18 protein-coding genes are annotated in these 19728 nt (G+C 67.3%); 8 read left to right on the top strand and 10 right to left on the bottom strand.

The window, feature by feature from the left end:
• Positions 1-146 precede the first annotated feature (146 nt).
• Positions 147-572: a YybH family protein gene (locus J8I34_RS09280; protein ID WP_245175854.1), complete on the top strand. Its 426-nt coding sequence runs from the start codon at positions 147-149 to the stop codon at positions 570-572.
• A 49-nt stretch (positions 573-621) separates the two neighbouring features.
• Here J8I34_RS09280 and J8I34_RS09285 read toward each other — a convergent pair whose 3' ends face one another.
• Together J8I34_RS09285 and J8I34_RS09290 are read right to left on the bottom strand one after the other, a co-directional pair.
• Positions 622-1275 (bottom strand): hypothetical protein, encoded by a 654-nt coding sequence (locus J8I34_RS09285; protein WP_209805887.1) that lies wholly within the window; start codon positions 1273-1275, stop codon positions 622-624.
• 11 nt (positions 1276-1286) lie between these two features.
• A complete protein-coding gene (locus J8I34_RS09290) occupies positions 1287-2240 on the bottom strand; it encodes a 5'/3'-nucleotidase SurE (protein WP_209805888.1) in 954 nt (317 codons plus the stop codon).
• A 420-nt stretch (positions 2241-2660) separates the two neighbouring features.
• On the opposite strand from J8I34_RS09290, the gene J8I34_RS09295 reads away from it, so the two are divergent.
• Positions 2661-3083, top strand: a complete 423-nt coding sequence (locus J8I34_RS09295; protein ID WP_209768777.1) for an NUDIX hydrolase — start codon at positions 2661-2663, stop codon at positions 3081-3083.
• On the opposite strand, the gene J8I34_RS09300 is transcribed toward J8I34_RS09295, so the two are convergent.
• From J8I34_RS09300 to ilvD, 3 genes are all read right to left on the bottom strand, one after another.
• Positions 3080-3496, bottom strand: coding sequence for a DUF3574 domain-containing protein (locus tag J8I34_RS09300; protein ID WP_209805889.1), 417 nt, complete (start codon positions 3494-3496; stop codon positions 3080-3082). The two genes, J8I34_RS09295 and J8I34_RS09300, sit on opposite strands and share 4 nt — an antisense overlap.
• A 103-nt stretch (positions 3497-3599) precedes the next feature.
• On the bottom strand, positions 3600-4652 hold the full coding sequence (locus J8I34_RS09305; protein ID WP_209805890.1) for an alpha/beta fold hydrolase: 1053 nt from the start codon (positions 4650-4652) through the stop codon (positions 3600-3602).
• Between the two features lie 193 nt (positions 4653-4845).
• Positions 4846-6705 (bottom strand): dihydroxy-acid dehydratase, encoded by a 1860-nt coding sequence (gene ilvD, locus J8I34_RS09310; protein WP_209805891.1) that lies wholly within the window; start codon positions 6703-6705, stop codon positions 4846-4848.
• Positions 6706-7004: 299 nt separating this feature from the next.
• Between ilvD and ligD the strand changes: the two genes are divergently transcribed.
• From ligD to J8I34_RS09325, 3 genes are read left to right on the top strand one after another with little or no spacing between them, the layout of a single operon-like run.
• On the top strand, positions 7005-9545 hold the full coding sequence (gene ligD / locus J8I34_RS09315) for a DNA ligase D (protein ID WP_029048299.1): 2541 nt from the start codon (positions 7005-7007) through the stop codon (positions 9543-9545).
• A gap of 30 nt (positions 9546-9575) precedes the next feature.
• Positions 9576-10472, top strand: coding sequence for a non-homologous end joining protein Ku (gene ku, locus J8I34_RS09320; RefSeq protein WP_029048300.1), 897 nt, complete (start codon positions 9576-9578; stop codon positions 10470-10472).
• Positions 10469-11287: a tetratricopeptide repeat protein gene (locus J8I34_RS09325; RefSeq protein ID WP_209805892.1), complete on the top strand. Its 819-nt coding sequence runs from the start codon at positions 10469-10471 to the stop codon at positions 11285-11287. The genes ku and J8I34_RS09325 overlap by 4 nt, the downstream gene beginning before the upstream one ends.
• A 56-nt stretch (positions 11288-11343) precedes the next feature.
• On the opposite strand, the gene J8I34_RS09330 is transcribed toward J8I34_RS09325, so the two are convergent.
• From J8I34_RS09330 to J8I34_RS09340, 3 genes are read right to left on the bottom strand one after another with little or no spacing between them, the layout of a single operon-like run.
• Positions 11344-11598: a hypothetical protein gene (locus J8I34_RS09330; protein ID WP_029048302.1), complete on the bottom strand. Its 255-nt coding sequence runs from the start codon at positions 11596-11598 to the stop codon at positions 11344-11346.
• A gap of 53 nt (positions 11599-11651) precedes the next feature.
• Positions 11652-12563 (bottom strand): DUF2950 domain-containing protein, encoded by a 912-nt coding sequence (locus tag J8I34_RS09335; protein WP_029048303.1) that lies wholly within the window; start codon positions 12561-12563, stop codon positions 11652-11654.
• 15 nt (positions 12564-12578) lie between these two features.
• Positions 12579-14006, bottom strand: coding sequence for a DUF3300 domain-containing protein (locus J8I34_RS09340; protein WP_245175855.1), 1428 nt, complete (start codon positions 14004-14006; stop codon positions 12579-12581).
• Positions 14007-14329: 323 nt separating this feature from the next.
• Here J8I34_RS09340 and ppk2 point away from each other — a divergent pair, with 323 nt between their 5' ends.
• Positions 14330-15214, top strand: coding sequence for a polyphosphate kinase 2 (gene ppk2, locus J8I34_RS09345; RefSeq protein ID WP_029048305.1), 885 nt, complete (start codon positions 14330-14332; stop codon positions 15212-15214).
• 18 nt (positions 15215-15232) lie between these two features.
• Here the strand turns inward: ppk2 and J8I34_RS09350 are convergent, their stop codons facing one another.
• Both J8I34_RS09350 and J8I34_RS09355 read right to left on the bottom strand, forming a co-directional pair.
• Complete coding sequence (locus J8I34_RS09350; protein ID WP_209768740.1) at positions 15233-15637, bottom strand: hypothetical protein; 405 nt, start codon at positions 15635-15637, stop codon at positions 15233-15235.
• A 73-nt stretch (positions 15638-15710) separates the two neighbouring features.
• The gene (locus J8I34_RS09355) at positions 15711-17438 is read right to left on the bottom strand and encodes a SulP family inorganic anion transporter (RefSeq protein ID WP_029048307.1); all 1728 of its coding nucleotides are present in this window, start codon (positions 17436-17438) and stop codon (positions 15711-15713) included.
• A gap of 328 nt (positions 17439-17766) precedes the next feature.
• Between J8I34_RS09355 and J8I34_RS09360 the strand changes: the two genes are divergently transcribed.
• Both J8I34_RS09360 and J8I34_RS09365 read left to right on the top strand, forming a co-directional pair.
• Positions 17767-19107: an MFS transporter gene (locus J8I34_RS09360; RefSeq protein WP_029048308.1), complete on the top strand. Its 1341-nt coding sequence runs from the start codon at positions 17767-17769 to the stop codon at positions 19105-19107.
• 15 nt (positions 19108-19122) lie between these two features.
• On the top strand, positions 19123-19692 hold the full coding sequence (locus J8I34_RS09365) for an RBBP9/YdeN family alpha/beta hydrolase (protein WP_209805894.1): 570 nt from the start codon (positions 19123-19125) through the stop codon (positions 19690-19692).
• The last annotated feature ends 36 nt before the right edge of the window (positions 19693-19728 follow it).

Here is a 19728-nt window from a genome sequence, read left to right on the forward strand (position 1 = left end):
CGCGGCATCTCCAGACTCCGCCCACACAAGACCACAACGGAGGAGATGCATGAAGACCCGGATCTACGCAGCAATGCTGTTGTCGGCGGTTCTGGCCCTAGTGTCCCGTACATTGAAACGACGCTTTACAGGAATGCATAGCCACCATGACTGATGATCTTTCTGCCAGCATGAACCCGCAGGCCGCGTTGCAGGACGTAGCGCGCCGCTGGAACGCCGCGGCACAGCAGTGGGATGCCCCTGCGCTGGCGGCGCTGTACGCCCCCGAAGCGCTGTTCTTCGGCGGCCGCCCCGGCCATGCCGTGGGCCGGGATGCGATCCTGGCGTACTTTGCCTCTTATGCGGAAACGCTGCGCTCGGCATCGATGTCCCTGTCCGGCCAGAGCGTAGTGGAGCTTGATGCCGACACAATGCTGGCGCAAGGACATGCCGACTTTCGCTTTGTGCTGGCGGATGGCCGCGAGACGGCCTCGCAACTGCGCACCACCTGGGTGCTGGTCAGGCGCGCGGGCGTGTGGCAGATCCTTCAGCACCACTTTTCGCCGACGCCGGACGCGCCGCCGATCGGATAGGCGGCGTGCCGCATCGGGATGCGGCACGCCATACCGCCGGGTTGTGCGGTCAGTCGCGATAGGCCCACAGGTCGACCACGCGGCTGCCGTCATCCGCCAGCAGGCGGAACGCGGCGGGCGCGTAGTCGCTGTCGACTGCCAGCACGCCAGTGGCGCTGGCGGGCAGTCCGCTGCAGGCCGAGGTCGACAGCTTCAGGGCCAGCGTATTCGGCATGGCATGCGCGGCCACCGAGCCCGACAGCTGGCACGCCGACGCGCCGGCAACGATCTTGCCTTCCGCCGTGACCGAGAACACTGCCGAGCCGCCGGCAGGCAAGGCAGCCGTAAAGCTGCCAGCCACCGTGCCGGGTTCGATGGCCGCCGCCGGCACTGCATCGTGCCGCAGCAGCGTGACGCTGGCGCCGGCCTGCGCGCCAGGCGCAGCCACCCAGCCAGCGTTCTTGTCGCGGCGGTAGATTGCGGTGGCCTTGTCGTCCGCGTCGGCGAGCGCAAGGAAACGGCTGCCGTCGGTGGCGGCATAGTACTTGCCGACCGTGGGATTGTCGGCATCGCCAACGCTGACCACGTAAGCGCCGGGCTCCAGGTCCGTGACCGACAGGCTGGCGGAGATGCCCGGGCTGGTCGTGCCCGGCGCATCGTCGCCACCGCATGCGGCAAGCGCCAGCAGCGCCAACAGGGGGAAAGCTGAAATATGGCGTTTCATCGCGGCACGCCTCACTGGCCGAACAGTTCACCGAGACGCAGGCGCAGCCATTGCTGGCCCGCCGTGCGCTGGTCGAAGCCGACCTGCATGGCCGTCACGGCCACCTTGGTCTTGTAGACCACCGATTCATCTTCGGCCTGCGCCGCCGTCGGCGTGCCGCCGCCGGCGCCGAGGCCGAGTCCGTACGGCGCGGTACCGTTGAACTTCAGCGCATAGGCGTCGTAGGTGCCATGCCGCGAGAAGGCGAACGGCGTGGCCGCGGTCGGGGCATTCGGGAAATTCACGTTCAGCGCCAGGCCCGCCGGCAGCAGCGGGCCGCCGTTTGCCCTGGCACGCAGCGTGTTGACGAGCTTGATGGTCAGCTGCGCCACCACGCCCGAGACCGGGCTCGCCAGGCCGGCGTTGTCGACCGAATCCGTGCCGGCGCTCAGCGCAATGGAGGGAATGCCGCGCGACGCCGCGAACTGCGCATTGCTGACGGTACCCGAGCTGTTCACGATGCGGCCGACGTTCTGCCCTTCGTTGGGGCCGGACAGCACCAGGTCCGGCGCCTTGCCCCAGCGGGCCGGCGCCAGGACATCGAGGCCGTACATCGTCGCCATGACCGGCGTTCCGTGCGCGTAGTTGTAGTCGCCGTTGGTGTAGCCCGGCTTGGTGAAGGGCCCTACCGCCGGCTCGCCGGTGGCCGCGGCACCGTTGTGGCAGCCCCCTTCGGCATCTACCTGGGTCTTGTCGTTGTCCGGCACGATGACCGTGGTGCTGTACATCACGATGCCGGCACCGCGGCCGCTCTGGCCTGTGCAGGGAACGCTGACGATGACGTTGTGGCCCGCGCCCTTGAGGGCGTCGTACAACGCCTTCAGGTTGCTGGTCAGGCCGTCGTCGTTGGTCAGCAGGATATTCAGGGCGAAAGCAGGGCTCGCCGTGGCGGCCAGCAGGGCCGCGGCGATCAGGCGCGTCTTCATGTTGGTGGAGTCGAAACGTTCAGGGATGCGGACAAGGCGTGCCCGCGGCGCAGCCGGTTGAATTCGATGGGTCCGTTGCTTCGGCGCAGCCCGATGAGGCTGGCAGGCGTACGCGCCGTCAGCGCCCTGTATGGTGGCGCTGGCCGGGCGAAGCGCCCTTTGGTATCCGGTGATGGACGGACGCTACGTTACCCGTGGCTTGTTACAGTTGCATGAACAACAATGCCGATGCCCTGACCAGCCGGCGCTGTATCGATCCATCGAACAGTGGCCATCGAACGGCGCTGCGTGACCCGGCAGGCGCGGTGCCTGCGAGGCCACTGGAGGCCCGGATTCTTCCCATCTTCCTGCGGTCCAACCGGAAGAGCGCAACCGCGAGGGCTGCTGCAGTTCGCACGAATTCTCTACAAGGATTTCCAGATGAAGCCGACCAAAGCCTGTCCGATTGTTTTGAGACGCACGCAGAACGGTCTCGAGATCCTGGCGTTCGAGCACCCCCTCTCCGGATTCCAGATCGTCAAAGGGACGATCGAGCCGGGGGAACCTCCGGCAGATGCCGCCGTGCGCGAGTTGCGCGAGGAGTCCGGCATTTCTGGCGTGGTGACTGCCGACCTGGGGTTGTGGGAATCCGGTGACGAACAACAGGTATGGTCGCTGCATCTCTGCGAGCCATCGCAGCCGCTGCCGGACACCTGGGAGCATCGCACGGCCGATGATGACGGCCACGTGTTCAGGTTTTTCTGGCATCCCTTGCGAGAGGCGCCCTCGGATCAGTGGCATTCCTTGTACAAGGACGCGCTGTCCACCATCGGGATGCGGCTGGCACGGACAGGAAAGTCCTAGAACGACATACAGGCGTGGCTGCGCACCCTGAGCACCGCTTCCTGCCGGAAGCGGGCCTTGTACTCGCTGGCGATGGCGCGTGCCGCCGCCTCGCTGCGTTGGTCGGGGGCATGCACCAGGCTGAGCACGCGCGTGGCTTCCCTGACGGCCTTCCCGTCCGCGCCGCGCCATTGGCCGGACGCCGGCCAGACCGTAAAGCCGTCCGGGAAGCGCGATGCCACGGCGCCTTGCACAAAGGCGTCCCATTCCGCCTCGGACACCGTTCCGCCGGGCTTTTCCATGCCGAAGTAGATCAGTTCGGCGATTGCGGCTTGTTCTCCGGCCGCGCATGCGGGAGCCGGCAAGGTAGCGCAACCCGACAGCGCGAATGCCAGCGCCAGCGCGATGACGATGGCATTCCCGGCACGAGACAAAGGCGAGCAGCGAATCCGCATCCGTGCAGAGTAGTGCAGCCTCCGGCCCGCGTAAACGGTCAAGGATGCCGCAGCCGCGAGCTTTCCGGCATCACCTCGGGCATCAGCGGCTGTCGACGTCCAATACCGCCTGCGCAAACGCCACCGGCGCCTCTTGCGGCGGGTTGTGGCCGATCTTGCCGCTGAGCTGGCGGTGCTCGTAGCGCCCGGTGAACTTGCTCGCATACGAACTGGGCGCCGGGTGCGGCGCGCCGTTCGCGTCGGCTTCGATGGTGATGGTGGGCACGCTGATCGTCGGCGCGGTGGCAAGGCGTTTTTCGAACTCGTCGAAGCGCGACTCGCCGGCGGCGAGGCCCTGTCGCCAGCGGTAGTTGTGGATGGTGATCGCCACGTGGTCGGGATTGTCGAACGCGACGGCGCTGCGATGGAAGGTGGCATCGTCGAACTCCCACTTCGGCGACGCCAGTTTCCAGATCAGTTTGGCGAACTGGTGCGTGTATTGCTGGTAGCCGGCCTGGCCACGGTCGGTGGCGAAATAGAACTGGTACCACCATTGCAGTTCCGCCTCGGGCGGCAGCGGCTTCTTGCCGGCGGCCTGGTTGCCGATCAGGTAGCCGCTGACCGAGACCAGTGCCCGGCAACGGTCCGGCCACAGCACCGCCATGATATCGGCGGTGCGCGCGCCCCAGTCGAAGCCGGCGACCACGGCGGTCGGGATGCGCAGCGCATCCATCAGCGCGATCATGTCGGCCGCGATGGCCGATGGCTGTCCGTTGCGCATCGTGGCGGACGACAGGAAGGTAGTCGAACCGAAGCCGCGCAGATAGGGAATGATCACGCGATAGCCGCGTGCCGCCAGCAACGGCGCCACGTCGACGAAGCTGTGGATGTCATACGGCCAGCCGTGCAGCAGCAGCGCGACGGGCCCGTCGGCCGGCCCGGCTTCAGCATAGCCGACGTTGAGCACGCCGGCATTGACCTGGCGGAGCGCCGCGAACTTCGTATGGGTGCCTGGCGTGGTCGACGGCAACGGCGCGGTCTTGGGCAAGCCGGCCTCGGGACGGGCGGCTTGTGCCAGGCCGGCGTGCGCGGCGGCGAGCGTCAGCGCGGCAGCACCGAGGAAGCCGCGGCGCGGCAGGTCGATGGTGTTTGACATCCTTCTCTCCTATCGGGTGATCGAACCAGCCACCAGTCTAGGAGGCGCTCGCAAGCGCAATGTGTCGGGCACCCCGCCCTCTTGTATCGCTGTGTATCCGGGTGCGGATTGCCAGATACGCCGATACAAAAAACAGGGCGAAAAAAAGCCGCTCCGGAGAGCGGCCCTTCCCGCCGGCGCGAAATCCGCGGCGTCAGTCGTCCAGCAGCGACAGGTCGCGCACGGCGCCCTTGTCGGCCGACATGACCAGCTTGGCATAGGCCTTCAGCGCGGCCGACACCTTGCGCGGACGCGCCTTGACCGGCTTCCAGCCCCGGGCGTCCTGCTCTTCGCGGCGGCGCGCCAGCTCCTCGTCGGACACCAGCACGTCGATGGTGCGGTTGGGAATGTCGATGCGGATCCTGTCGCCGTCGCGCACCAGGCCGATCGCGCCGCCGGCTGCCGCCTCGGGCGAGCAGTGGCCGATCGACAGGCCCGAGGTGCCGCCCGAGAAGCGGCCGTCGGTCAGCAGCGCGCACGCCTTGCCCAGGCCCTTGGACTTGATGTAGCTGGTCGGGTACAGCATTTCCTGCATGCCGGGGCCGCCCTTGGGGCCTTCGTAGCGCACGATCACCACGTCGCCGGCCTTGACCTTGTCGTTCAGGATGTTCTCGACCGCCTCGTCCTGCGACTCGGTGACATGCGCCGTGCCCTCGAACACCAGGATGCTCTCGTCCACGCCGGCGGTCTTCACCACGCAGCCGTCGAGCGCGATGTTGCCCCGCAGCACGGCCAGGCCGCCTTCCTTCGAGAAAGCATGCTCATAGGAGCGGATGCAGCCCTCGGCACGGTCCAGGTCCAGGCTCGGCCAGCGGGTGTTCTGGCTGAACGCCACCTGCGTCGGGATGCCGGCGGGGCCGGCCATGTAGAAATGGCGGACCGCTTCGTCCTGCGTGCGGCCGATATCCCACTGCTCCAGCGCGTCCTTGAGCGACGGGGCGTGGACCGTCGGCACGTCGGTATGGAGCCTGCCGGCGCGCTCCAGCTCGCCCAGGATCGCCATGATGCCGCCGGCGCGGTGCACGTCTTCGATGTGGTACTTGTTGGTATTGGGCGCGACCTTGCACAGCTGCGGCACGACGCGCGAGAGGCGGTCGATGTCGTCCATGGTGAAGTCGATGCCGGCCTCCTGGGCGATCGCCAGCAGGTGCAGGATGGTGTTGGTCGAGCCGCCCATGGCGATATCCAGCGTCATGGCATTCTCGAACGCCTTGAAGCCCACCGAGCGCGGCAGCACGCGCGCGTCTTCCTGCTCGTAGTACTGGCGTGCCAGTTCCACGATACGGCTGCCGGCGCGCTTGAACAGTTGTTCGCGGTCGGCGTGGGTCGCCACCACCGTGCCGTTGCCCGGCAGCGACAGGCCCAGCGCCTCGGTCAGGCAGTTCATGGAGTTGGCCGTGAACATGCCCGAGCACGAGCCGCAGGTCGGGCATGCGGAGCGCTCCACCTCGGCCACGTCGGCGTCGGAGTAGGCGCTGTCGGCGGCGATCACCATGGCGTCGACCAGGTCGAGCTTCTTGAACTCGACGGCCTTGGTGACCGGGTTGGCCAGGCGCGTCTTGCCGGCTTCCATCGGGCCGCCGGAGACGAAGATCACCGGGATGTTGAGGCGCATCGCGGCCATCAGCATGCCCGGGGTGATCTTGTCGCAATTGGAGATGCACACCATGGCGTCGGCGCAGTGCGCATTGACCATGTACTCCACCGAGTCGGCGATGATGTCGCGGCTGGGCAGCGAGTACAGCATGCCGTCGTGGCCCATGGCGATGCCGTCATCGACCGCGATGGTGTTGAATTCCTTGGCCACGCCGCCGGCCGCCTCGATCTCGCGCGCGACCAGCTGGCCCAGGTCTTTCAGGTGCACGTGCCCGGGCACGAACTGGGTGAACGAATTGACCACCGCGATGATGGGCTTGTTGAAATCTTCGTCTTTCATGCCGGTGGCACGCCACAGCGAGCGGGCCCCCGCCATGTTGCGGCCGGCGGTGGAGGTTTTGGAACGGTATGTGGGCATTGTTTTGCTAAGGAATGTCGCCAGAAAGGTTGCGGGCCACGGGATGAACGGCCTTGCGCGCGCCCGTGCGGACAACCTCTTGAGCTGCGCCCTGGGCAAACCAGAGATTATCCCATAACAGGTCGTGTCTCAGGTTCCGGCGCGGCGGCCGGTGCGGGCCGTCGATCGAGATGCCGCTGGAGATGCCGAAAACTGCACTTCAGCCCGCGTAAGACACCGCCCGATACACCGCTCCCGGGGCACCCCCTAGACTTGAATCGCGGGCGCTCTCGTGGCGCGGCTGAGGCGCGGGAAGTCTTATGGCAACGAACCCAAGGGCGACAACGGCCAGGCGCCGCGCTGCGGAGCGGCCGGACAGCCTTCAGGATTACCAGCAAAAGCGAAATTTCCACATCACCCCCGAGCCCGCCGGCACACGGCGCAGGGGGAAGGCGCAGCCGTTGCGTTTCGTGGTGCAGAAGCACTGGGCCCGGCGGCTGCACTACGATTTCCGGCTCGAACTGGACGGCGTGCTGCTGAGCTGGGCGGTGCCCAAGGGGCCCAGCTACGATCCTGCCGAAAAGCGCATTGCCATCCATGTCGAGGACCATCCGCTCGACTACGCGGATTTCGAAGGCGAGATTCCGCCGCAACAGTACGGCGCCGGCTCGGTCATTGTCTGGGACCGCGGCACGTGGGCGCCGGTCGGCGACGCGCGTGACGGCATGGCAGCCGGCAAGCTGGTGTTCGACCTGTTCGGCGAGAAGCTGGCCGGCCGCTGGGAGCTGGTCCGCATAGCCAGGCCGGGCGACCAGTCGGAACAGTGGATCCTCTTCAAGAAGCGCGACGCGTGGGCGCGGCCATTGTCGGAGTTCGACGTGCTGGCCGCGCTGCCGGACAGCGTCATCGCCAGGCCACTGGGCGCCCTGAACGAATCCGGGCAAGGCCCGGTTGCAGACGCGGCCGAGGCCATCCGGCACGCGCCGCGCGCGCCGCTCCCGGCCAGGCTGGCCCCGCAGCTTGCAACGCCTTCGCCCACGCTGCCGGACGGCGCCGGCTGGATCATCGAAACCAAGTTCGACGGCTACCGCATCCTGGCAAGGATCGACGACGCGCGGGTGACGCTGTTCACCCGCAACGGACATGACTGGACCCGCAAGCTCGGCTCGCTGGCCGCCGAGATCGAGAAGCTCGATATCTCGCAAGGCTGGCTCGATGGCGAGATTGTCGTGCTGCGCGACGGCATGCCGGACTTCAATGCGCTGCAGAATGCCATCGACGGGCAACGCCACGACGCCATTGTCTTCTTTGCCTTCGACCTGCCTTACTGGGAAGGCCGCGACCTGCGCGGCTTGCCGCTGGCGCAGCGCCGGGAAAAGCTGGCCACGCTGGTCGGCACGGGTAGTGACCGGGTCCGCTTCAGCGAGGCCTTCGAAGCGCCTGCCGCGCAGATGTTCCAGGCGGCGTGCCAGCTCGGGCTGGAAGGCCTGATGTTCAAGCGTGCGGATGCCGCCTACGTTTCCGCGCGCACGCAGAGCTGGCTGAAGATCAAGTGCAAGCTGCGCCAGGAATTCGTCATCGGCGGGTTCTCTGACCGTGAAGGGTCGAAGACTGAAATCGGCAGGCTGCACCTGGGTGTATATGGCGAGGGCGACAAGGGTGAGGGCGACAAGGGCGACCTGCTTTACGTCGGCGGCGTCGGCACCGGCTGGGACAGCGAGATGGCCGCGAAGCTGCATAAGCGGCTGGCGGCATTGCAGGTCGACGACAGCCCGTTCGCCAACGAGGCGCGTGGCAGCCGGCGCTGGGGTGGTCGCCGTCCCGCCGTGCCGCGATGGGTCAAGCCAACGCTGGTGGCGGAGATCGAGTTCTCCGACTGGACGCCGGACGGCCAGGTCCGCCATGCCTCCTTCAAGGGCTTGCGCACCGACCGGCCTGCCAGGTCGATCCGGCGCGAAGCGGTCCAGACCGCCGTGACGCCGCATGGCATGGCCGCCATCAAGGTCACCAACCCCGAGCGCGTCATCGACAAGGCCACGGGCATCACCAAGGTCGAACTGGTGCGCTACTACGAGAGCGTCGCCAGCATGATGCTGCCGCACCTCGCCGACCGCCCGCTGTCGCTGGTGCGCGCGCCGGAAGGCATCGACGCGCCGACGTTTTTCCAGAAGCACGCGGAAACGGCAATGCCCGGGCTGACCGAACGCCCGGCCTCGCTCTGGCCCGGCCACGGCTCGCTGCTGACGGCCGACTCGGCCGAAGCCATCGTCGCGGCAGCCCAGATGAATGTGGTCGAGTTCCATACCTGGAACTCCACCGCACGCCACATCGACCGCCCCGACCGGGTCATCTTCGATCTCGACCCCGGCGAAGGCGTGCCGTGGGAGTCGATGCTCGAAGCGGCCATGCTGGTACGCACGCTGCTCGATGAGCTCGCCCTGCAATCCTGGCTGAAGACCAGTGGCGGCAAGGGCCTGCACGTGGTCGTGCCGCTGGCGCCGCGCCGCTCGTACGATGAAGTCAAGGCATTCTCCCGGGCGGCCGTGCAGCACCTGGCCGCCACCCTGCCCCGGCGCTTCACCGCCCGCCCGGGCGCTGCCAACCGCAAGGGGCGGATTTTCGTCGACTACCTGCGCAACGGCTTCTCCCAGACCACCGTGGCCGCGTTCTCGGCGCGGGCCAGGCCGGGGCTCGGGGTTTCGATGCCGGTGTCGTGGGAGCAACTTGGCAAGCTGAAAAGTGGCGCACAGTGGACCATCCGCGATGCGCGCGAGTACCTCAGCTTCCAGGTTGCGGACCCGTGGCAGTCCTATTGGGACACGCGCCAGACTTTGACCGCCGCCATCGAGCGCTTAAGCTGATTCCAGCCGTACTGCATTGCGGAGACTTCCATGCCTGCCCGTTCCCTCGCCTCGCTGTCCCTCTCCTTCGGCCTGGTATCGATCCCCGTCAAGCTCTACACGGCCACCGAAACCAGCTCGGCGGTGCGCTTCAACCTGCTGAGCAAGGAGGGCTCGCGCCTGAAGCAGCAGTACATCTCCGAGCAGACGCAGCAGGTCGTCGAGCGGGCCGAGATGGTGAAGGGCTATGAATTCGAAAAGGGCCGCTTCGTGACCTTTTCGCCCGACGAACTCAAGGCGCTGGAAGAAAGCGCCAGCCACATGGTCGATATCGTCGCGTTCATTCCCGAGCAAAGCGTCGATCCGCTGTACTACGACAAGGCCTATTTCATCGCGCCGGACAAGCGCGGCGGCAAGCCTTACAGCCTGCTGCGCGAAGCCATGGCCAGGACGGGACGCTGCGCGATTGCCAAGTGGGCCGCCAAAGGCAAATCGCATATCGTGCAGATCCGGCCGGTCGAAGGCGGACTGGTGTTCCAGCAGCTGCTGTTCGCCGATGAAGTGCGCAATATCGCGGAACTGCATATCGAGGAGGTGGCGGTCTCGGATGCCGAACTGAAACTCGCGGTCCAGCTGATCGAGCAGGCATCGGAAGAGCAATACGACCCGACGCAGTACAAGGACGAAGAAAAGGCCAGGGTTCTCGCCGCCATCGATGCCAAGATCGCCGGCAAGCAGATCGTGTCGCCGGAGCCGGCCGAGGTTGCCGCCGGCGGCGAGGTCATCGACCTGATGGATGCGCTGCGCGCCAGCCTGTCGAAGAAGGCAGCGCCGGCGGCCAAAGGCAAGGCCGCCGCCGACACCGCGTCCGCCCGCCGCCCCGGCAAGCGCGCCGCAACCCCGGCAGCGCCCACGCCGATCCGGCGCTCCGCGAAGAAATCGGCGTGAACCGCGGCGAAGCCCTGACCACGCGGGCGCTGGAGGCGCGCCTGGGCGTGTCGCGCCGGCTGATCGGCAGCCTGGTCAGCGCCGGGCTGGTCACGCCCGCACGCGGCCCGCGCGGCGAGCATGTGTTCTCTTTCCAGGATGTGGTCCTGATCCGTACCGCGGCCTCGCTGCATCGGGCTCGCGTGGCACCGGCGCAGATCCTGCGGGCGCTGCATCGGCTGGAAAAGCTCGCACCGGACCGGCACCTGTCAGGCGTGCGCATGTCCGCCAGCAGCGGCAAGGTCTCGGTGCGCGACCGGCATGGCGCGTGGCTGGTGGAGAGCGGGCAGCGGCTGATGGAATTCGAGCCGGCCCCGGACGATGTGCGCATCGTGGAGCTGGCGCGTGCCGCCGCCAGCGAAACAGCGGCCGACGAAGCCTTTGCGCGCGCGCAGGCGATGGAGCCCGTCGATGCCGTGGCCGCGGAAGCCGCCTACCGGCGCGCGCTGTCGCTGTCCCCCGGCATGCTGGATGCCTACCTGAACCTGGGCTGCCTGCTGTCCGAGCAGCAGCGCTTCAATGACGCGATCGCGCTTTATGAAGGCGCGCTGGGCCGGCTGCCCGAGGCGCCGCAGCTGCATTTCAACCTGGGCGTCGCGCTGGAAGACATCGGCGCGCCCCAGTCGGCACTGGCTGCCTACGATCGCTGCATCGAGCTTGCACCGGGCGATGCTGATGCGCATTACAACGCCGCGCGGCTGCATCATGAACTGGGGCACTTCCAGAAGGCGGTGCGGCACTTCAACCAGTATCGCAAGCTCGACCGGGCGGAATAGATGGAATAGGCGGATTAGGCGGAATAGGCGATGGGTCTCGGGGAGCGCCGTTCGCTTCAGCTGAAGCGATCCCGCATGACCAGCGCACTGATCTTGTGGCCATGCCAGAACATCTGGTGGATGCGGCCCTTGAGCTTGTCCAGGGTGTCGTCGTCGAGCGTGTCGAAGGTCAGCCTGACGGCCGGCCGGCTGCCGTCGCCCTCCATATGCTCGATAGAGTTGTATTGCGGAAATCCGTATTTCACCAGGAAGGCGCCGATGTCTTCGTCGGTGACGCCGGCATCGATGTTGCTAAGCATGAGGACGGACATGGATCATCTCCGCTGTTAGTACAAGGACGACGGACACCCCGTCGCCCGAGGCGTCATGGCTTGACCTCGGTCCACCCCGGGCCGGGGTCGAAAGACCGGATCGCACCGGCCCTTGCCGCACTGTCCCGACCAAGGTCGCGCTCGAAGACGCGTCCGTCGTGGCTCACCATGAAGCTCTTGATGCCGGTATCCCCGTACCGGAGCGGCCAAGCGATCAGGGCAAACCCGCCAAAGAGCTTGCCGTCGACAACATAGTCATACTTTCCGCCCGGCGCGTGCGAACCCTGCGAGGTCAGCAGCCGGTAGCGATAGCCATGGTAGCTGCCGCCCGGCGTGCTGCGATGTTCGGCACGGAGGAAGGCCGGGCCAAGCGGGCTTTCCGGTTCGCCGGGGCGCGTTGGCCAGTACAGGCCATCGTGTTTGCCAGGCGAGCTGATCAGCTTCGATGCGTACGCCGTCACGCCGCGGTCCTGGCGCATCAGCTGCGCATACTCGTTCTGCGCATCGCACACGGCGAGCAAGGTCTGCATCGCCGCCAGCTCATTGCGGCCGATGCGGCGCACGCGCATCTCCTCGACGCCGGCGCGCGTATCGAAATGCCAGCCCTTTGCAGTCTTCACCAGCGGGACCGGCATGGTCCAGCCGTCATTGCCCGCGGCAATGCGGGCGCGGTCGGGTCCGTCGGCGCGAATCGCGTGCGACTGATGCCAGGCCTCCAGGAACCTGTAGCGGATCTCGGCGCCGACGGGCGGGATCAGGTCGGTATAGCGGGCGCCGAGCAGCGACTTCATGGCGGCGTCGTCGCTGGTGGCAACCGCTTCGCCGAACGCGTTCATTGCCGCCTCGGGCGTAGCGAAATTCTTCTGCGCGAAAGCCGGCACCGCCGCCAGGGCGAGCAGCATTCCCCCAAGGAACAACGCCTTGCGGCAGGACCACGTCAGGCCCGATCGTTGCGTGCGCTGCATATCGCTATCCCCTGGTCAACGCCGTCCGCCACCACGGCCGCCGCCTCCGCGGCCGCCGCCGCTGAAGCCACCGCCACCACCGCGGCTACCGCCGCCACTGAAGCCGCCACCGCCGCCACGCTGCCCGCCACCGTCGCGGAACGAGGCCGACTGCGTGCTAGCACGGCCCCGGTCGAAATCGCGCTGCGCGGCCGCACCGCCACCACCTACGCCCTGGAACGCGCTGTCGCGGCCGCCGCCGGCGGAGCGGTCCGAAGCGCGGGCCCGGTCGGACGCTCCGGCCCGATCGCCCGCCCCACCACGATTGCCACTTCTGTCCGCGACGCCCCCGCGATCGCCGACGCCTCCGCGGTCCCCGACGCCCCCGCGGTCCCCAACGCCCCCGCGATCGCCAACGCCGCCACGGTCGCCAACGCCGCCACGGTCGCCAACGCCGCCACGGTCGCCACGCCCCCCGCCCGCCATGCGGTCCGACACCCCGCCCGCGCCTTCGCGGCCGCGGAATTCATTGCGGCGGTTGGCGGCAGCCGCATCACGCCCGCCAAACCTCTCGCTCGTCGCGTTATCCCGGTACGCCACCCCTTTGCGGTGCGAGGCGTCGTGCTGCCATTTCCCTCCGCCCTGCACCTTGGTGCGGTCGAAATTGCGGTCGATATTGGCGGCCTTGTTGACGTTGATGTTGACGTCGCCCCCGCCCCAGTTGCAGTTGCCGAAAATGGCGCCCGCAGCGGCCAGGCCGACGCCCCAGGCAAAGCCGGTCATCAGCGCGGCGCCAGGATAGTACGCGGGGTAAGGCGGCCAGTAATACGGCGGGTAGGACGGATAGCTCCAGGCACCGTACACCACCGTCGGGTTGTAGGCCGGTACGTAGATGACTTCCGGGTTCGCCGGCTCGATCCTCACGATGGTTTGCGCTGGCGGTGCCGCCTGCGCTGACTGGTCCGGCGGCGGCGCCGGCGCAGGTTCGACAATGACCTTCTGCTGCTCGTTCGACTTGAGATTGCCCGATTGCTGCGCGCGCGCCCGCAACCGCTGCACGGCGTCGAGCACTTCCTTCTCCTGGCCAATGAACGCATCGCCCAGCTTCTGCGTCCAGTCGAGCTTGTCGCTCATCGGCTCAAGCACCTGCGGGAATGCCACCAGCGACTTGACGCTGACATCCCAGGACTGGCTCTCTACCGCCTTCAGCGCAGCGTCGCCCTTCACCTTGGGATTGGCCTTGACCCAGCGGGCCGCCTGCACGATCTCGAGCGGATAGGTGGAGGCCATCAGCACCTGCGACAGCACCGAATCGGGATAGAGCGCGATGGGCGCGACCAGCGCCTCCAGTTCTTCCGGCTTGAACGGTGCCGGCGCGGCTGGCGCATTTTGCGCCTGGACATTCAGGGCCAGCCATGCCAGGCCAGCGCACAGGCAGGCGCCAACACGGCGCCACAGACGCATTCCCCGCCCCTCCATGGCCAGTCTCCCTCGCCCCGTCATCGTCAGGGGCCGAACATCCGGCCTGGCGCCAGCACACTGCCCGCACCAGGTCCGGCAAAGCAAAAAGCGATCGCCAAGTCCTATTGCCCAGACAAACTATAGGTGCAGGCGTTCGCTCCTGAGATGAAAAATTTACGCAGGTGAAATAGGAAAAACTTTTGCGGCATCCGGGGCCGGGCAGCGCGGCCAATGCTCGAATCCCGATACTGCTGTCCGATATTGTCTATTGTGAGGAAGGTCAGACAGCACGTGTCCCAAGGCGACCGAACCAATGGAGGTGGAGCATGGCCAAGCATAAGGAGAAGCGTCACGACAAGGAGCAGGCCGAGACCGAGCCGCCCCGTCCCGGAGATGACGCCGAGGACCGCCAGGACGAAGCGCAGGCGCAGCCGCGCGAACGCATGTCCGAGAAGGCTTACCAGAAAGAGCTCCGCCACCTTCATGGCGAACTGGTCAAGCTGCAGCTATGGGTCCAGGCCAGCGGCGCCAAAGTCTGCGTGATCTTCGAAGGCCGCGACGGCGCCGGCAAGGGCGGCACCATCAAGGCCATCACCGAACGCGTCAGCCCGCGCGTTTTCCGCGTGGTCGCGCTCCCGGCCCCGACCGAACGCGAAAAGAGCCAGATGTACGTACAGCGCTATCTGCCGCACCTGCCAGCGGCGGGCGAGATCGTCATCTTCGACCGCAGCTGGTACAACCGGGCCGGCGTCGAGCGCGTGATGGGGTTCTGCAGCGAGACCCAGGCCGAGGAGTTCCTGCGGGCCGTTCCTCTGGTGGAGCGCGCCATCGTCAATTCCGGCATCATCCTCATCAAGTACTGGCTGGAAGTCAGCCCCGAAGAACAGACCCGCCGCCTGAAAGGACGCATCCACGACAACCGCAAGATCTGGAAACTTACCGACATGGATTTGCGCTCGTACAGCCGCTGGTACGACTATTCGCGCGCGCGCGACGCCATGTTCGCGGCATCCGACAGCGACGTCGCGCCCTGGTTTTTCGCCGATTCGAACGACAAGCGGCGGGCGCGCCTGAACATCATCCGGCACATGCTGGACCGGATCCCGTACCAGGAGACCGAGCGCAAGACAGTCAAGCTGCCGGCCAGGCAGAAGGCCCACGGATACCAGGAACCCGACTACCCCTACAAGCATGTGGAGTCGCGCTACTAGGCAGGAGGCCGCAATCGCCTAGTTGGCCAGCTTGCGCGACTTCCAGTCGCCGCCCTTCTCCTTGCAGTACCAGCCGGTCCAGCTCTCGGACGCGCCGGCACGGCGGAACTCGCTGTGCAGCTGCCGGCACCGGTCGCCGTGGTCCTGCCGGGAACGCAACGGCGTGAACGCACCTTCGACCTTCCGCTCGCGGGTGTCGGGGGGCAGCGTGAACGTCACGCGCGCACCGTCGGCGCCCTGCTCCAGCGTCCTGCGGAAGACGCCGGTCAGCACGTCGAGCTGCTTCTGCGTGAGCGTGCCGACAATGGTGCCAGTGAGGTAGTGATCAAAGTAGGCAATGGCCGTCCCTGCCGGCGCCAGCCCGGCAAGGCATGCGCCGCCGGCGCATGCCAGCGCGCGCAAGACCCCGAATCGGCGGTTCATGTCGGCTCCTTCGACGTGGTGCCGTGGCAAGCGTGGCGTGACCTGCGAGCACTGGCGCCCGCCGCGTACGGTTTCAGTCTTCCTTGCCAAGGTAATCATCGACCGCGCTGCCCACGGTGGGGTGGAACTTGTCGCCGAACGCTTCCATCAGCTCAAAGCGCTTGAGCTTGTCCCGCACCGGGTCTTTCATTTCGGCGAAATGCAGGGCAATGCCGCGCTCGCGCAAGATACCGCTCAGTTCGCGCAGCATGTCGGCCGACGTGACGTCGACGCTGGTCACCGGCTCGGCCGCGACCACGACACGGCGCACCGGCGTCGGCGAGTCGTCGATCGCTTCTATCAGGCGTTCCTGGAACAGCTCGGCGTTGGCAAAGAACAGCGGCGCGTCCCAGCGGAACAGCACCAGTCCGTCGATGCGCCTGGCCTCCGGGTAGCGCCCGGTATCGTGGTACCCGCGCAGCCCTTCCACTTTCCCCAGCACGGCGTAGTGCGGCCGCCAGCCGTCCCAGAGGAATTCGATCACGGCGATGACCACGGCCAGGAAAATGCCCTGGATGGTGCCAAACACGGCGACGGCGGCGAAGCACACCATGGACAGCCAGAACTCCCACTGCTGGATGCGGTAGATGCGCTTCAGGTCGGATATCTCGAACAGGCTGATGGCCGCGGCGATCACCACCGCGGCCAGCGCGCTGCTCGGCAGGTACTGCAGCAGGTTGGGCGCGAACATCAGCAGCATGGCCACGGCGAGCGCCCCGACCACGCCGGTGAGCTGGGTCTTGGCACCCGCGGCTTCCGCCACCGGCGTGCGCGACGAGCTGCTGCTGATCGGGAAGCCCTGGAACAGTCCCGCCGCGAGGTTGGCGGCGCCCAGCCCCACCATTTCCTGGTTCGGATCGACCCGGGTATTGGTGCGGGCGGCATAGGTGCGCGACAGCACGCTGGTGTCGGCGAAGGCGATCAGCGCGACCGCGCACCCGCCCACCACGATCTTCACCAGGTCAACCCCCTCCAGCCACGGCACGACAAAGGCCGGCAGCCCTTGCGGCGTCTTGCCCAGCACCTTGACGCCCTGCTGGTCCAGGTCGAACACACTGACGACGAGCGTGGCGACGACCACTGCAATCAGGATGCCCGGCACTCGCTCGAAGCGCTTCAGGGCCAGGATCACGACCAGGCTGCCGGCGCCGACGGCAAAGCTGTACCAGTGAATCTGCCCCGCCAGGATGGCGCCGCCCAGGCTGAGCATTTCCCGCAGCGGTCCGGCATCCTCGACGGAAATCGCGAAGAGCTTTGGCAACTGGCTGACCAGCACGGTGAAAGCGATGCCGTTCATGTAGCCGTAGCGGATCGGCTTGGACAGCAGTTCGGCGACGAAGCCCAGGCGCATCAGCCCCATCACGATGCAGACCACCCCCGAGACCACCGCCATCATGCTCGCCACCAGTACGGCGCGCGCCGGATCGCCGCCGCCGAGCTGCAGGACCACGGCCAGGATCGGCGCGGCCAATGCCGAGTCCGGGCCGAGCACCATGATCCGGCTCGGCCCGAACAAGGCGTACGCCAGCAGCGGGACCATGGTGGCGTAAAGCCCGTAGACGCCAGGTACGCCGGAGGCCACGGCGTAGGCGATGCCCACCGGCATCAGCATGGTGGTCAGCACCAGCCCGGCGGCCAAGTCGCTCGGCAGCCAGTCCGCGCGGTATGACTTCAACACCTGCACACCAGGAAGCCAGCGCAGCCACCCTGCGGTCTTGCCGGCGTCCCGCCCTGCGAAGCGCGTGAGTTTTTGGGGCTCCATGAGCAGCGATCTCCTTCGACACGCATCGACTATAGGCGGTGGCGGCACATTCATGCCATGCCATGCATTGCGGGCGCCTCGTGCATGCCGGAGGCGCCAGGCGGGGCGCCCGCTGCGGCGATCCCCCTCCTCCCCGCGCTTCCTCTCGTTTTCCCCGATTGTCCCCGAATGCAAAGGCGTTGTCCCGGAAAGCCAAACTCACGGCAGCCAATACTAGATACTTCGCGGGTCACAACCGGCCTGCGCCACTGCCAGCAAGAGCTCTGCTTCCCCTGCTGACGTTTGCCGCAGCCGCAACCGCAGCCGGTGCACTACAGGAAGAGCTTCCATGATCGGGCAACCCACTACCCCTCGCGCAATTGCAACGTCCTCGGGCACAGCATCGCAATCCGGCCTCTACGGCTGGATCGTGTTTGCCCTGAGCTTTGGCCTGCTGCTGTCGGACTACATGTCCCGCCAGGTGCTGAACGCGGTATTCCCGCTGCTGAAGGCCGAGTGGTCGCTGAGCGACACCGAGCTGGGTGCGCTGGGCGGCATCGTGGCGCTGATGGTCGGCTTGCTGACATTCCCTCTGTCGATCCTGGCGGACCGCTGGGGCCGGGTCAGGAGCCTGGTACTGATGGCCGCGCTATGGAGCCTGGCCACGCTGGGCTGCGCGCTGGCGAACGGCTTCGGGCAGATGTTTATCGCACGCCTGTTCGTGGGCATCGGCGAGGCGGCGTATGGCAGCGTCGGCATTGCCGTGGTGTTGTCGGTGTTCCCGCGCCACCTGCGCGCGAGCCTGAGCTCCGCCTTTATCGCCGGCGGCGCGTTCGGCTCGGTGCTGGGCATGGCGCTGGGCGGCGCGTTATCGGCGCATTTCGGCTGGCGCTGGGCCTTTACCGGCATGGCGTTGTTCGGGCTGGCGCTGGTGGTGGTGTTCCGCCTGGCCGTGACCGAGCCGCGGCTGCAGGCCCGGCGCAAGGCGCTGGGCGAGGAGGCTGAGACCGCATCGCGCGAGCCCGCCATGGCGCTGCGCCCGCTGCTCGCCGCCCTGTTCTCGGCGCGCTCGATCCTCTGCGCCTATGTCGGCAGCGCAATGCAACTGCTGGTGATGGGCGCCCTGATCACCTGGATGCCGAGCTACCTGGCGCGCTACTACGGCATGGCCACGGATCGCGCCGGCGTGGTCGCGGCGGGATTCGTGCTGGCCGGCGGCGTCGGCATGGTGCTGTGCGGGGCGATGACCGACTGGATCGCCCGCCACGCGCCGCGCCGCAAGTGGGTGATCGCAGTGGCCTATAGCCTGACCTGCTGCATCCTGCTGTTGACCGCGTTCCGGCTGCCGGCGGGCAGCGCGCAACTGGCGCTGATCGGTGCCGGCATGCTGTTTGTCGGCGGCACCGCCGGCCCCGCCAGCGCCGCGGTTGCCAACCTGACGCGCCCGGCCATCCACGCCACCGCCTTTGCCACGCTGACGCTGGCCAACAACCTGCTGGGCCTGGCACCCGGACCTTTCGTCACTGGCCTGCTGGCCGACCACATCGGCCTGAGCGGGGCGCTGCAGCTGGTGCCGCTGGCATCGCTGCTGGCCGCCGCCGCCTTCCTTGCCGGCCGCCGCTACTACGCCGCCGACCTGCTCCGCCTGGAGGGCCGTCACGAAGGCGCCGCTTCCGAAACTTCTCACTGACTTTCCTGCAGAACCATGAGCCTTTCCCCTGACACCACCGTGCTGCTGGTACCTGGCCTGCGCGACCACGTCGCCGAGCACTGGCAGACCCTGCTCCAGGCACAGTTGCCCAACGCGCGCTCGGTGCCGCCGCTGGAGCACGACAAGCTGAGCCGCGATGCCCGCGTCGCGGCGCTGGATGCCGCCCTGGCCGCGATCGAAGGCCCGGTCATCCTCGTCGCGCATAGCGCCGGCGTCATGATCACCGTGCACTGGGCCGCGCAACACCACCGCAAGATCCGCGGCGCGCTGCTGGCCACCCCCGCCGACCTGGAGTCGCCAATGCCGGCCGGCTACCCGGACACCGCCACGCTTGCGCAACACGGCTGGCTGCCAATTCCGAGGAGCCCGCTGCCCTTCCCGACCATCCTCGCGGCCAGCCGCAACGATCCGCTGGCGACCTACCCGCGCGCGGCGGAAATGGCCAGCGACTGGGGCAGCAAGCTGGTCGACCTTGGCGAAGTCGGCCACCTCAACCCCGCCGCCGGCTACGGCCCATGGCCGCGCGCGACCGCGTTGATCGATGAGTTGCTGCGCGCCGGCTGATCCGGCGCATTGATTCCGCAGTACCTGGCAATACCA

The organism is Cupriavidus phytohabitans (assembly GCF_017815025.1).
In the GTDB taxonomy this organism is placed as follows: Bacteria; Pseudomonadota; Gammaproteobacteria; order Burkholderiales; family Burkholderiaceae; genus Cupriavidus.